We start from the raw sequence: 12,648 nt of genomic DNA on the forward strand, positions 1-12,648 counted from the left end.
GTGATCACTGCTCCGTCCGGGCCATGTGCGTCCCGTCAGCGGTGTGCCACGGTGCCGAGCAGGACGTCAGAGCCGACGGGGGTCGGCCCGTCCCGCTGGACGTATCAGGGAGCCGGTCCCGACCTCCTCCGGGTGAGGCCGCGCGCAGCGCGCGTCCCCGGCTGCCCGACGCGCAGTGCGTCCGGAGCCACGACCCGAGGGGGTTCGGATGACCGACTACTGGCGCGAGGCCCGCGATGCGCGCACCGACGACCCGAACCGTCCCGGTTTCCGCATCTCGCACGTGGAGACAGACGACGGCGGGTTCCTGTTCGTACCCGACGAGCTGCTGGTGAGCGGAGCGGCCGCTGACCTTCTGCCGGTCCTGCAGGGTCCCGAGTACATCGAGCTCACCGACACGTCGCCGGGCCTGTCCGCCACCACCGTGCGGTGGTTCTCGTACGGTGGCCCGGTCCCCTTGCTGGACCACGTCGCGGCTCTTCAGGCCGATGCCCGCGGCGCGGCCCCGGCAGCCGGAGTGGATCCGGACGCCTGCCGGGTCACCCCGCACTACGTCATGTCGGGCGAGCCGTGGATCTACAAAGGTGGCCCCTTCGACCAGGTCCGTCCGGCCGAGCCGTGGTCGTCCGGACCCCTGCCGGTGCCTCTCTCCGCCCCGCATGTGGCCGTGCTCGACACCGGCATCCCCATCGAGACGCCGGGCGGGGGCATGGCTCGCCTCCGCGTGGACCCGGAGGAGGACGTGGATCGCCTGTGGCCGCCCGGGCAGGACGGGCCGTCGTTCGGCGCGGAGGCAGGGCACGGCGCGTTCATCGCCGGACTCGTCAACCGGATGACCAGCAGTCAGGCCGGCATCGTCGCGCTCCGCGTGCTGGACACCGACGGCTACGGGACCGAAGTCATGGTGGTCGACGGGTTGCACCGTCTCCGTGCCGCACATCCCACGATCGGTGTCATCAACCTCTCGCTCGGCACCCGGACCGATGGCCTCGCGCCGATCGGCCTCACGGAGGCGATCGAGGCGTGGCCCACCTCCACCGTCTTCGTGGCAGCCGCGGGCAACTGCGGTGTCACCGACCTGCCGTACTGGCCCGCTGCCATCGGTCGGGTCGTGGCGGTGGCGGCCATCGGGTGGAACGGCGGCTCACCCGAGCCGGCGCCGTTCAGCAACACCGGTGACTGGGTCGACCTCTGCACCGACGGCGTGAGCGTCCTCAGCATCCACTCCTTCGGGCGGGTGCCGATCGACAGCGCTTCCTTCGACCTGATCGAGGGGTGGGTGCGCTGGAGCGGCACGTCGTTCGCCGCTCCCATCGTGGCCGCCGAGATCGCGCGCCGCATGGTCGAGCGGAACATAGGGGCGGGCGCCGCCCTGCGGAGCCTCCTGGCCGACCTGCCTGACGCCTCGGCAGTGTCGCCCGCTCTGCGCGGATTCGGTCGTCTCTACGACCCCAGGCAGTCGGTGGGGATCGACCCGACGTCGCCGTGAGTCCTGCACCCGGGACGTGCCTAGGCGCCCACTGCGACGAATGTGCCCGCGACCACCCCGGCGGCGGGCTCCTCGGCACCCAGTGATCCCCTCACGCGCTGCAGGGCTTCGTCCGGGGCGTGCCCCTGCGCCAGTTCCCGGTGCAGGCTCGTCATCACCAGGGCGGTGAGCCCGTCGGGCACGGCTACAGGAGAGGCCACGACCGTCCGGGCTCCGACGCCGAGCGCGATCGCGGCGAGCCCGAGCACCTCCTCGCCGGCGACCGCGGCCCCGGCGGCGGCGCTGCACGCCGAGAGCACCACCACCGACGGCGCGCGCACCCAGGATGCGATGTCGTAGCCGCAGAGCGGACCGTCCGCAAGCGTCAGGGACGAGAAGAGCGGGTTGTCCCGGCGCAGAAGCCCGTGGGCCGCCAGGTGGAGGACGTCGACCTCCCGGGCGGCACGGCTGACGGCCGCGGTCGTGGCGTCCGCCGCGAGCGTCGCCGTCGCCTGCCGGTGGAGGCGGCTGACGGAAGTGCACTCGGCCTCCGCCGCGGGGAGGCCCGGACCGGCCAGTGCGGCCACCTTCCTGATCCGTTGCGGACCCACGTTCCGGGCGCGGTGCCACGAGGTCGCCGACGGCGCGATGGTCAGGTCAGCGCCGGCGATCGATGGCGCGATGGACCACGGGACGCCACCCAACGCGGAACCTGGGCAGATGGTGACCTTTCTGGCGCCTGCCACGGCTGCGAGCGGGGCGAGGATGAGCGAGTCCAGGCGTCGGACCAGGCGATGCAGCTCGACCGCCTGATCGAGCGCGGGCCGTGACGGCGACGCCCGCACCACGCGCCTGAGGGCGAAGGCGATCGACCGCTCGAGCCCGAGGACTTCGGCTGCTGCGCCCAGCCTGTGCGCCCCCGTCCCGTTCCGCGTGGTGGTGGTCGCGTGGATCTCCCCTTTCCAGCTGAAGAACTGCACGAAGACACCATCGCCGACGGCGGAGCGGGCCACCTCGGCGCCGATGACGTCGTGGTCTCCGTCCGCCGCTGCACGGCGGCGGGTCAGGCGGCGGACCTCACGTTCCGCAGCACGCACCGGGGAGGGGGACAGGCGGTCCCCGGCCGCTCGGGCCTCGGCCTCTTCGCTCTTGGCCCAGCGCCATCGCGTGAGTGCTGCGGCGACCTCGGGGTCGGGAGCCGGGCGCGCGGCGGGGTGGCGCAGCACGGCAGACCGGCCTCGTTCCACCCAGTCGAAGGCCTGCTCGGCGCAGCCCGCGTCGAGGGCCCGGCCGAGGCCCAGCTCCACGATGCGCCCGGACCGCGCGGCTGCGCCAGCGACGAGATCGACCGACCCCAGCGCAGCGTGAGCGTCGTCAGCCAGCGACCAGGCGCGGAGCAGCTGCCGCTGGGCTCTGCCGGTGTCGCCTGCCCAGCCGGCCCGCAGCGAGCGTGCGAGTGCCACCGTCGAGCGCCGTTCCCAGTCGCCGGCCGCCGGGCGACGTGACTCGACAGGCTCGAGCAGCTGCAGGGCGTCGGCGGGAGAGCGTGCGTGCATCGCCATCGCCGCGGACACGCGGAGATCGTCGGACTCGCGCGGCCAGTGGTTCTCCTCGAGCATCGCCACCAGTCGTTCGATCGACCGGGTCGTCGGCGCGGAACGGGATCGCCGCAGCTGCGCCGACATCGCCACGTACTCGGCCATGGCCGTCCACTCGGGCCGGCCCTGGCGCCGTACCAGCCGGCGGGCCTCCTGGGCGGCGGCGACGACCGCGTCCAGGTCGGGCTCGCGATCCGACAGCAGGGCCGACGCGAGACTCAGCCAGCTCTCTGCCTCCAAGGCATTCCAGCCTCGGGACTGCAGCAGCGCTATGGCGCGTCGAGCGTCGGCGACGGCCTCGGCAGACAGACCCGCACGAGTGAGCACCTCGGCGCGCCCGGCCCAGTACTCGGGGCGGTCGAGATCCCCCCACTCCTCTGCGGAGGCGTCCAGGTTCCGGAGCGCCTGCGGTACGTCGCCTGCCATGCCGTACAGGTATCCGATGTTGTAGAGCACGTCGGCCGCATCGTTCCTCCGCCCTTCGGCGAGGAAGATCTCGCGGGCTCCTGTGAAGTCTGCGACTGCCCGGGCCGTCTCGCCGCGGGTCGCGAGCAGGATGCCCCGGTTGTTGAGCAGGCGGCTCTCCCACACCGTGTCGCGCGCACGGCGCACGGCCGGCAATGCCACGGCGTACTCGGCCAGCGCGTCGTCACCGTGGCCGGACCGCTGCAGCGACATGGCCCGGATGATCCGCAGCCGGTACGTCGTCTCCCCTCGAGAGTCCCGCAGCGCTCGCGTCGTGAGCGCCACGGCCTGGCCCATCCGGCCGCGCTCCATGAGGACGTACGCGAGGCTCATCCGTGCTTCAGCCCCGACGTCCGGCCGCTCGTGCCGGTCGGCGATGCGCACCGCTCGGCGCATCCGGCCCTCTGCCGTCTCGATCTCGCTCAGCTCCCGGAGCGCCAGCCCGGCCGCGCGATGGGCGGTGACGACGGCGCGGATTCCTTCTGCCGCAAGCGGTCTCGGGATCGCGGCGACGACGGCGTCTGCCACGGCGAGCGCAGCACGCGGGTCGCGGCCTACCTCGTCCAAGGCGTGCTCGGCCCGGGCGACGACGTCATCGACGGCGTCGACGGCGCCCTCGGTCATCGCGATCTAGACCGTGATCCAAGCGGTCGTGACGCGACCGCCGTCAGGCCTGGTCAGCTCGAGCCGGAGCGGACCGCCGGTCGGCAGCTCGAGGTCGAAGTGCCCGTCCTCGAGAACGACGGTGAGGCGGTGACCAGTCAGGACGACGACGACCTCGCCGGCTGCACCGACCGCGACGCCGTGGATCCGGACGCGACCGGTCACGGGGTCGGTGTCGACGTCGAGCTCGATCGTGATGTCGCCGCAGACGAAGGAGAGCATGCGCACGTCCGCGACCAGCGCCCGCGTGAGCACCGCTGGCTCGTCGACCCACGAGTCGGCCACGAGCTCGGCCAGCTCGGAGTCGAGGCTTCGCAAGGCGAACAGGGACTTCGCGTCGGCGATCACATGCTCGGGAACGGCGTCGGCCTCCGACGTGACGTCGCGCAGCCGGGACTCGAAGGCGTCCTCGGACGTGGTCATGACTCACCCCCGGTCGACAGTGCTGCGTCGGTCACATCGACCACGTCGTCGGGGTCGAGCGCGCCGCTCTGCAGGGCCAGTGTGCGCAGCTTGGCGAGGCAGCGTGCGCGAGTCGGCCCGATCGAGCCGATCGGCATGTCGAGTGCATCGGCGATCTCGGCGTACGCCGGCGGTGGGTCCGCGACGAGGACGCGCAGCAACCGGCGGCACGGATCGGGGAGCTCGTCGAACACCTGCCAGAGCGCGGCATCGCGCTCGGCCACGAGCATCGCCGACTCGACGGGTGCGCGCTGATCGGGCACCCGGTCCAGCCACTCGTCGGCCGGCACCGGTGGTTCGCGGTGGGAACGCTTGAGCACGAGGAGGCACTCGCGTCGCGCCACGACCGCGAGCCAGCCTCCGAGTCGCTCGGGCTCCTGGATCCGGTCGAGGTTCTCCAGCAGCCGCAGCCAGGTGGTCTGGACGATGTCGGCGCAGTCGGTCGCGGAGAGGCGGTGAGTCCGTGCCGTGGCCCACAGCAGGCCGGTGAACCGGTCGACGAGGGAGTCCCAGGCGACGGAGTCGCCCGCCGCCGCTGCCGCGAGCAGCGGCGCGACGGGTTCGTCGTAGGCGCTGGAGACCATGGCCCCTCCCTGATCGGAGTATCGCGCTCGAACTGCGTGCAGGCCAGGGGATTCACGTCGAGATGGGCCGGGACGCATCTCGTCCCGGCCCATCTGCCGACCCCCGAGTGGATCAGTCGAGGGCCACCTGTTGCGGTGATCAGCCTGTGGCGTGGGCGCCGAAGTAGTGGCGCTCGATGGCCTCGGCCCAGGAGGGGTCGTCGTACGGCGGGACGAAGCGGTCGTTCCACACCGTGCGCTCGCCGCCCGAGGGCTGGGCCTGGTAGCCGTTCGACCGCGGCACCTGCGAGTCCAGCACGCTGGAGTAGCCGGTCGTGCCGGTGAACGCGTACGAGCGGTGGAGTCCGCCGACCTGCTGGCCGATGACGCTGGTCGGCACGACGGCAGCCGCAGCGACGGTCCCCGCGTAGTTGCCCTGCGTCTTGGCGAGCCGGTCGAGCCGCGCCTCGGACTTCAGCCGCGCGGCGATGCCGGCGCGCTCCGCGACGTCCAGGCCGCCGGACCTGGACCGGGCGAGCGCGGCGCGCTGCTGCGCCTCGAGCGCGTCGGGGCCGCCGGCCCGCGGCGCGGACGACACCGCAGGGGTGCTCGTCGTCGCCGTGAACGACAACCGGGGGACGACGACTGCGGACACTGCGACCAGCGTGACGACGCCGATGCCGACGAGCAGCGGGGTCTTGCCGAGCGACGACGGCGTGGCGGTCGGGGTGGCGGTGATCGTGGACATGGTGGTTCCTCTCGGGGGTTGTACGCGGTGCGGGGTGAGGTCCTGCCGGAGCGGGACCGGGGGCCGATCAGGCGAAGGCGGGCCGAGCCCGGCGCAGGAGCTCGAGCCAGCCGACGAGGCGCACGGGGGGCCGCCACGCCGGCAGCTGGCCGGGCTCGGTGGACAGGCGGGCCAGAAGGGCATCCGGGCGAGCCTCGGGCCGGGGAAGGGGGTTCGGGCCGGCTGTGCTGCTCATGGCTGCTCCTCTGGTCTGCACCGGCTCGGTGGAGCCGGACACCTGGGAAGAGCGGCAGACGGGCGTCCTGATACACCCCACGGCGATCGGCACGGGGCAGTGGGTGGCGCCGCATAGCCTGGGCGGCACCTTGACTGGGCGAGGAGGCTCGATGGCTGACGCTGACGACGTGCGCCGCATCGCGCTCGGCCTCGCAGGTGTCGAGGAGATCGACAGCGCAGGGTTCGACTTCCGCGTGGGAGGCAAGGGCTTCGTGTGGTCCTACCCCGATCGCGAGGGCGGGCGCCGCGTGATCCGCACCGACGTCGCCGTCCTCTACGTCGGCGACGAGGCCGAGAAGCAGGCGCTGCTGCTCGGGGAGCCGGGCATCTTCTTCACCGCCCCGGGGTACGACGGCTGGGCAGTCGTGATGTGCCGGCTCGAGAAGGTCGGCGTACGTCGTCTGCGCGAGCTCGTCACCGATGCGTGGCGGATGCGGGCGCCGGAGCTCGACGCGCGCTAGCTCAGCCGAGCAGCGGTGGCCTGCGTGGGAGGTCGGCCTCGAACACCTCGAGCAGCCATTCGGGCATGGCGTCGCCGTACTCCCGCCACGCGGGCTCGTCGACGTTCGTCAGGGCCTGCCGGTACGACAGCGACCGCGTCAACGGCCCCACCCGCTGCGCCAGCGAGACGAGGCGCCGCAGCGTGGGCCGGTCGTGCAAGTCGGTCCACGCGTCGGTGTAGGCGTCGACGACGAGCCCGAAGGCGGGGTCGTCCGGCGCGAGCTTGTGGTGGAAGGCGATCGAGTTCAGCGTCGCGAGCATCGTGCCGAACGGGTGGCCGACGCAGGAGTCGCCCCAGTCGATGATCACCGGGCCGCGCGCGAGGATGTTCGAGTCGTGCAGGTCGTCGTGCTGCAGGGTCGGCGCGATGCCCGAAGCCTCGAGCTCGGCACAGGCCTCGGCGTACGCCGGCAGCACGGCGCGCAGCCGCGCGGCGTCCTCCCGGCTGAGCGCTGCGGGCGCCCGCTCGGCCTCGAGGACGGCGATGGTCTGCTCGAGCAGCCGCGGCATGCGGGTGGGCCGCAGGTCGCCGACCCCGAGCGCCACGATCGCGTCGACGTGGGGCTCGGTCAGGCGCTGCAGATGGGCGTAGAGCGCGAGGTGGTCGGCCATGCGCTCGGGCGGCGTCGTGCCTCCGTACGCCACGCGGGAGACCTCGCCGCCGTCGGGCAGCAGGACCAGGCCACGATCGAGGTCGTGGGCGAGCGGGCGCGGCACGTGCGGGAGGTCGAGCTCGGCCAGCAGCACGAGCAGGGGCACCTCGAACAGCGCGCCGTCGCCCGGAGCCTTGAGCCACACGGGATCGGCGTCGGTCTCGAGCCGTAGCGCGGTCGACCACGGCCGCGCGTGCGGCTGGGTCCATGCGCGCAGCGTGAGGCCGTGCGGCGCCAGCGCTCGAGCTCCCCACTCGAGGGTGTCCTCGAGCCATTCCGTGCTGGCCCAGCGGCCGGGGGTGGGGGCCTTCACCCCGTCATGCTGCCCGAGGTCAGAGCCTGCCCGCAGGGGTGATTCCGAGCGACATCCCGGCGAGACCGCGGGCGCGCGTGCCGAGGCGGGTCGCGACCTCGGTGAGGACGGTCGAGGCCGGGGCGTCGGGGTCGGACGCGACGAGCGGCGTGCCGTTGTCGCCGCCCTCGCGCAGGCGCACGTCGAACGGCACCCGTCCGAGCAGCGGCACGTCGGTGCCGAGCTCACGCGTGAGGGTCTCGGACACCATCTGCCCGCCGCCGGAGCCGAAGAGGTCCATCGGCTCACCGCAGTGCGGGCAGGGGAAGGACGACATGTTCTCGACGACGCCGGCGAGGCGCTGCTTGGTCTGCTGCGCGAGCATGCCCGCGCGGATCGCCACCTCGGCCGCCGCGGTCTGCGGCGTCGTCACGACGACGAGCTCGGCCTGGGGCAGCAGCTGCGCGGTGGAGATGGCGACGTCGCCGGTGCCCGGGGGCAGGTCGAGCAGCAGGACGTCGAGGTCGCCCCACCACACGTCGGCGAGGAACTGCTGCAGCGCGCGGTGCAGCATCGGGCCGCGGAACGCGACGGGTTGCGAGACGCCACCGGGCTTGAACGCCAGCATCGAGATCACGCGGACGCCGTACGCCTGCGGCGGCATGATCATGCCCTCGACCATCGTCGGCGGCTCGGTCGCGCCGAGCAGGCGCGGGATCGAGTGGCCGTAGATGTCGGCGTCGACGAGGCCGACGGACAGGCCCTGCATCGCCATCGCGACCGCCAGGTTGGCGGTGACCGACGACTTGCCGACGCCGCCCTTGCCCGAGGCGACGGCGTACATGCGGGTGAGGTTGCCGGGCTTGGTGAACACGATCTCGCGCTCGTCATGGCCGACGAGCGAGGCCCGCAGCTCCTTGCGCTGCTCCTCGTTCATCACGTCGAGCTCGACCTCGACGGCGCTGACCCCGGGGACGGCGCCGACGGCCTCGACCACGCGCGAGGTGATGGTGTCGCGCATCGGGCAGCCGGAGACGGTGAGCCAGACGGCCACACGCGCGACGCCGTCGACGACCTCGCGCGACTTCACCATCTTGAGATCGGTGATCGGGCGGCGGATCTCGGGGTCCTCGACCGTCGCGAGGGCAGCATCGATCAGGTCGAGCAACGTCTGGGACATGCCCTGATGCTACGTGCGGTGCCGATGCCCGGCAGAACCGCCTCCGCCCTGGACGGACGCGAGTTACTGCCCAAATGCACGTTGAGCTCGGCCGCTCAGCGTGCATTTGGGCAGTAACTCGGAGGGCTAGGCGGAGTGGTCGGGGTCGTCGGGGACGGCGCGGACGATCTCCTCGAGCGTGGTGCCGCCGCGGCGGGCGAGCTCGACGGCCTGCTCGCGCATCGACCGGGTGCCGGCGAGCCGGGCGGCCCGGCGGATCGAGGACTCGTCACCGCCCTCGAGCAGGGCGCGGCGCACCTCGGGGCCGACCTCGAGCGTCTCGAGCACGGCGGTACGGCCGCGGTAGCCGGTGCCGCCGCAGGCGAGGCAGCCGACGGTCTCGAGCCAGCCGCCGACCGGGTCGGACACCCAGAGCGTGGCGAGCAGGAACGGGTCGGGGTCGTGCCGCACCGCGCACTCGGGGCACGGCACGCGCACGAGCCTCTGCGAGAGCACGAGGGCGAGGGACGACGTCAGCAGGTAGCCCGGCACGCCCATGTCGAGCAGGCGCGTCACGGCCGACGCCGAGTCGAGCGTGTGCAGCGTCGAGAGCACCAGGTGGCCGGTGAGGGCCGCGCGTACGGCGAGCTCCGCGGTCTCGCGGTCTCGGATCTCCCCGACGAGCACGACATCGGGGTCCTGGCGCAGGGCCGCGCGCAGCCCGCGTCCGAACGTCATACCGGTGCGTTCGTCGATGTGCACCTGGGTCACGCCGGGCAGCTCGATCTCGACCGGGTCCTCGAGGGTGATCACGTTGCGACTGGAATCCACGCCCTCGGAGAGCGCGGCATAGAGCGTGTTGGTCTTTCCCGAGCCGGTCGGACCGGTGATGAGCACGAGCCCCTGCGGACGGTGGACCACGTCGAGCAGCAGCCGCTGCTGCTCACCGGTGAGCCCGAGCGCGTCGAGCCTGGGCAGGCGGTGCGACGCCGGGAGCAGCCGCACCACGACCGTCTCGCCATGCATGCTCGGCAGCGTCGAGACGCGCAGGTCGACCCGCTCACCCTCCACGCGCGTGAGGGCACGGCCGTCCTGCGGGAGCCGGCGTTCGATCACGTCGAGGTCGGCGATGATCTTGAATCGCGCAGTGATCGCGCTGCTGCCGGTCCGTGGCAGCAGGAACGTCTCGCGCAGCACGCCGTCCACACGCATGCGCACGCGCACGCCGTCGCGCGACGGCTCCACGTGCAGGTCGCTGGCGCCCGCGCGCACGGCGTCGGCGAGCAGGCGGTCGACGAGGCGGATCGTGGCGGCGTCGGTGGCGGGGTCCGCGTCGTCGACAGGTACGTCGACCGGGGTCACCTCGTGCAGGAAGTCGGCGACGAGGGTGGTGTCGACCTGCTGGCTCCACACGATCGCCAGCGCCTCGCGGATGCGGCTCTCGGGGGCCACGTGAGCGTCGATGCCGGTCACTCCGGTGAGAGCGCGCACGTCGTCGAGGGCGACGACGTCGACCGGGTCTGCGACCGCGACCGCGAGCCGCGTGCCGCGCCGGGCGAAGGCCACGACGGCGTGCCGCTCGGCCAGGGCCCGGGGGATGAGGCGGGCGACGGCGGAGTCGACGTTGCCCGGGTCGAGGTCGATGAGGGGCAGGACGTGCTGCACGGCGAGCGCACGGGCGAGGTCGGACTCGTCGACGAGCCCGAGCTCGCGGACGACCCGGCCGAGCCGCCTGGTGCCGCCCGAGGCGAGGCGCGACTCGAGGGCGGCCGCGACCTGGTGGTGGTCGAGCAGCCCGAGCTGCACGAGCACGTCGCCGAGGCGCGGGCGCCCGACGGGCTCCTCGCCGGTCACGATCGGGTGGACGCTCACGAGGGAGACATCGGCAGTTCTGCGCGGATGTTGAGCGTCCGAGCGGGGGTTCCGCGGCCGGGTCAGGCGTCGGTGTCGTCTGCGTCGTCCTCGGCCGTGGCCTTGGCCTTCTTCGCCTTCGCCTTGGTCTTCGCCGCCCGCTCGTCGAGGTCGTCGAGCAGGTCGCGGAGCTCGCTGCGGATGTAGTCGCGGGTGGCGACCTCGCCGAGGGCGACCCGCAGCGACGCGACCTCGCGCATGAGGTACTCGGTGTCGGCGATGAGGCGGTCGGTGCGCGCCCGGTCGTCCTGGTACTGCACGCGGTCGCGGTCGGCCTGGCGGTTCTGCGCGAGCAGGATGAGGGGAGCGGCGTACGACGCCTGCAGCGACAGCAGCAGCGTGAGGCCGATGAACTGCCACTCGTCGAAGCGCAGCTCCTTCGGCCCGAAGGTGTTCCAGAGGACCCAGGCGATGATGAACCCGGTCATGTAGCCGATGAAGCGCCACGACCCGAGGAACCGCGCGATGCGCTCGGACAGGCGGCCGACGCGCTCCGGGTCGACGGACGGGCGCAGCGTGACGCCGCGCTCGGTCGGCTGGTCGAGGCGGGGCCCCCGACGCTCGTCACGGTCACGCGCCATGGGTCACCTCCTCCTCGTCGTCCGTCGCGGCGTCCGGGTCGTTGTCGGCGTCGCGCCAGTTCTCGGGGAGCATGTGGTCGATGACGTCGTCGACCGTGATCGCGCCCAGCAGGTGGTCGTTCTCGTCGACCACGGGGATCGCCACGAGGTTGTACGTGGCGAAGTAGCGCGTCACCTGAGACAGGGGCGCATCCGGGCCGATGGGCTCGAGGGCGTCGTCGAGGACGGCCGAGACGAGGCTCGACGGCGGCTCGCGCAGCAGGCGCTGGAAGTGCGCGACGCCGAGGTACTTGCCGGTCGGCGTCTCGAACGGCGCGCGCACGACGTACACCTGGGCAGCCAGGGCGGGGGACAGGTCCTGGTCGCGGATGCGGGCGAGCGCCTCGGCCACCGTGGAGTCGGGCGGCAGGATCACCGGCTCCGGCGTCATCATGCCGCCGGCGGTGTAGTCGTCGTAGCTGAGCAGGCGGCGCAGGTCCTCGGCGTCCTCCGGCTCGACGAGCGACAGGATCGCCTCGGCGGTCTCCGGCGGGAGCTCGGAGAGGAGGTCGGCGGCGTCGGCCGGGTCCATCTCCTCGAGGACGTCGGCGGCGCGCTCGCCCTCGAGGGCCGCGACGATCTCGACGCGGTCGTCCTCGGGCAGCTCCTCGAGGACGTCGGCGAGCTTCTCGTCGTCGAGGGCGGCGGCGAGCTCGAACCGGCGCTTGGGCGTGAGCTCCTGCAGCACGTTGGCGAGGTCGGCAGCGCGCAGCTTCTCGACCGTGGCCAGCAGGCTGACCACGCCCTGCTCGGGGTCGGGGAGGGTGAGGCCCGACAGGGCGCTCCACTCGACGACGACCGTCTCGCCACGACGTCGGAAGCCGCTGCCGCCCTTGCGGACGAAGATCTTCTCGACCGACCAGTCGCGGGTGCGCTCCTGGCGGATGCCGACGTCCTGCACCGTGACCTGCTCGCCGGTCTCGAGCAGGGTCACGCGCTTGTCGAACAGTTCGGAGAGGACGAGGGTCTCGCCGGCGCGCTGCTCGAAGCGGCGCATGTTGAGCAGGCCGGTGGTGACGACCGCGCCCTCGGTCACGTTGGTCACGCGCGTCATGGGGCAGAAGATCCGGCGGCGGGGCTGCACCTCCACCACGAGGCCGAGCACGCGGGGGGCGTTGCTCCCGTGCCGGAGCGCGACGACGATGTCGCGCACCTTGCCGACCTGGTCTCCGCGGGGGTCGAAGACGGCGATGCCGGCGAGGCGGGCGATGTAGACCCTCGTCGGCGCTCCGCTCATGAGCGCAGCGTATCGGCCTGGTCAGGCACATC

Annotated in this window: 12 protein-coding genes; 2 read left to right on the top strand and 10 right to left on the bottom strand. The window is 72.7% G+C overall.

Annotation, left to right across the window (positions count from 1 at the left end):
- Positions 1–208 precede the first annotated feature (208 nt).
- The gene (locus ACFQGU_RS06160; protein WP_386764761.1) at positions 209–1,489 is read left to right on the top strand and encodes a S8 family peptidase; all 1,281 of its coding nucleotides are present in this window, start codon (positions 209–211) and stop codon (positions 1,487–1,489) included.
- A gap of 20 nt (positions 1,490–1,509) precedes the next feature.
- Here ACFQGU_RS06160 and ACFQGU_RS06165 read toward each other — a convergent pair whose 3' ends face one another.
- The 5 genes from ACFQGU_RS06165 to ACFQGU_RS06185 all read right to left on the bottom strand — a co-directional run bounded on the left by ACFQGU_RS06165 (position 1,510) and on the right by ACFQGU_RS06185 (position 6,202).
- The gene (locus ACFQGU_RS06165) at positions 1,510–4,155 is read right to left on the bottom strand and encodes a CHAT domain-containing protein (RefSeq protein WP_386764763.1); all 2,646 of its coding nucleotides are present in this window, start codon (positions 4,153–4,155) and stop codon (positions 1,510–1,512) included.
- Positions 4,156–4,161: 6 nt separating this feature from the next.
- Positions 4,162–4,617: a hypothetical protein gene (locus ACFQGU_RS06170; RefSeq protein WP_386764764.1), complete on the bottom strand. Its 456-nt coding sequence runs from the start codon at positions 4,615–4,617 to the stop codon at positions 4,162–4,164.
- Positions 4,614–5,240, bottom strand: coding sequence for an RNA polymerase sigma factor (locus ACFQGU_RS06175; protein ID WP_386764766.1), 627 nt, complete (start codon positions 5,238–5,240; stop codon positions 4,614–4,616). Before ACFQGU_RS06175 ends, ACFQGU_RS06170 begins: the two co-directional genes overlap by 4 nt.
- Positions 5,241–5,379: 139 nt before the next feature.
- Complete coding sequence (locus ACFQGU_RS06180) at positions 5,380–5,967, bottom strand: hypothetical protein (RefSeq protein ID WP_386764768.1); 588 nt, start codon at positions 5,965–5,967, stop codon at positions 5,380–5,382.
- Positions 5,968–6,034: 67 nt separating this feature from the next.
- Positions 6,035–6,202 carry a hypothetical protein gene (locus ACFQGU_RS06185; protein WP_386764770.1) on the bottom strand — a complete coding sequence of 56 codons (168 nt, stop codon included), beginning with the start codon at positions 6,200–6,202 and terminating at the stop codon, positions 6,035–6,037.
- Between the two features lie 151 nt (positions 6,203–6,353).
- Between ACFQGU_RS06185 and ACFQGU_RS06190 the strand changes: the two genes are divergently transcribed.
- The gene (locus ACFQGU_RS06190) at positions 6,354–6,704 is read left to right on the top strand and encodes an MmcQ/YjbR family DNA-binding protein (RefSeq protein ID WP_386764772.1); all 351 of its coding nucleotides are present in this window, start codon (positions 6,354–6,356) and stop codon (positions 6,702–6,704) included.
- Between the two features lies 1 nt (position 6,705).
- Here the strand turns inward: ACFQGU_RS06190 and ACFQGU_RS06195 are convergent, their stop codons facing one another.
- From ACFQGU_RS06195 to ACFQGU_RS06215, 5 genes are all read right to left on the bottom strand, one after another.
- Positions 6,706–7,710: a phosphotransferase gene (locus ACFQGU_RS06195; RefSeq protein WP_386764774.1), complete on the bottom strand. Its 1,005-nt coding sequence runs from the start codon at positions 7,708–7,710 to the stop codon at positions 6,706–6,708.
- A 19-nt stretch (positions 7,711–7,729) separates the two neighbouring features.
- Positions 7,730–8,869, bottom strand: coding sequence for an Mrp/NBP35 family ATP-binding protein (locus ACFQGU_RS06200; RefSeq protein WP_386764776.1), 1,140 nt, complete (start codon positions 8,867–8,869; stop codon positions 7,730–7,732).
- 126 nt (positions 8,870–8,995) lie between these two features.
- Complete coding sequence (locus ACFQGU_RS06205) at positions 8,996–10,720, bottom strand: GspE/PulE family protein (protein ID WP_386764778.1); 1,725 nt, start codon at positions 10,718–10,720, stop codon at positions 8,996–8,998.
- 62 nt (positions 10,721–10,782) lie between these two features.
- Complete coding sequence (locus ACFQGU_RS06210) at positions 10,783–11,340, bottom strand: DUF1003 domain-containing protein (protein ID WP_386764780.1); 558 nt, start codon at positions 11,338–11,340, stop codon at positions 10,783–10,785.
- Positions 11,330–12,616, bottom strand: coding sequence for a magnesium transporter MgtE N-terminal domain-containing protein (locus tag ACFQGU_RS06215; protein WP_386764782.1), 1,287 nt, complete (start codon positions 12,614–12,616; stop codon positions 11,330–11,332). Before ACFQGU_RS06215 ends, ACFQGU_RS06210 begins: the two co-directional genes overlap by 11 nt.
- Positions 12,617–12,648: the final 32 nt, after the last annotated feature.

Source organism: Longivirga aurantiaca (assembly GCF_042660085.1).
Lineage (GTDB): Bacteria > Actinomycetota > Actinomycetes > S36-B12 > CAIYMF01 > Longivirga > Longivirga aurantiaca.

Bases quoted from the DNA above. Each gene is read 5' to 3' on its own strand.
- ACFQGU_RS06190 (WP_386764772.1), top strand. From the start codon at position 6,354: ATGGCTGACGCTGACGACGTGCGCCGCATCGCGCTCGGCCTCGCAGGT.
- ACFQGU_RS06210 (WP_386764780.1), bottom strand. From the start codon at position 11,340: ATGGCGCGTGACCGTGACGAGCGTCGGGGGCCCCGCCTCGACCAGCCG.
- ACFQGU_RS06200 (WP_386764776.1), bottom strand. From the start codon at position 8,869: ATGTCCCAGACGTTGCTCGACCTGATCGATGCTGCCCTCGCGACGGTC.
- ACFQGU_RS06180 (WP_386764768.1), bottom strand. From the start codon at position 5,967: ATGTCCACGATCACCGCCACCCCGACCGCCACGCCGTCGTCGCTCGGC.
- ACFQGU_RS06170 (WP_386764764.1), bottom strand. From the start codon at position 4,617: ATGACCACGTCCGAGGACGCCTTCGAGTCCCGGCTGCGCGACGTCACG.
- ACFQGU_RS06165 (WP_386764763.1), bottom strand. From the start codon at position 4,155: ATGACCGAGGGCGCCGTCGACGCCGTCGATGACGTCGTCGCCCGGGCC.
- ACFQGU_RS06160 (WP_386764761.1), top strand. From the start codon at position 209: ATGACCGACTACTGGCGCGAGGCCCGCGATGCGCGCACCGACGACCCG.
- ACFQGU_RS06175 (WP_386764766.1), bottom strand. From the start codon at position 5,240: ATGGTCTCCAGCGCCTACGACGAACCCGTCGCGCCGCTGCTCGCGGCA.
- ACFQGU_RS06185 (WP_386764770.1), bottom strand. From the start codon at position 6,202: ATGAGCAGCACAGCCGGCCCGAACCCCCTTCCCCGGCCCGAGGCTCGC.
- ACFQGU_RS06215 (WP_386764782.1), bottom strand. From the start codon at position 12,616: ATGAGCGGAGCGCCGACGAGGGTCTACATCGCCCGCCTCGCCGGCATC.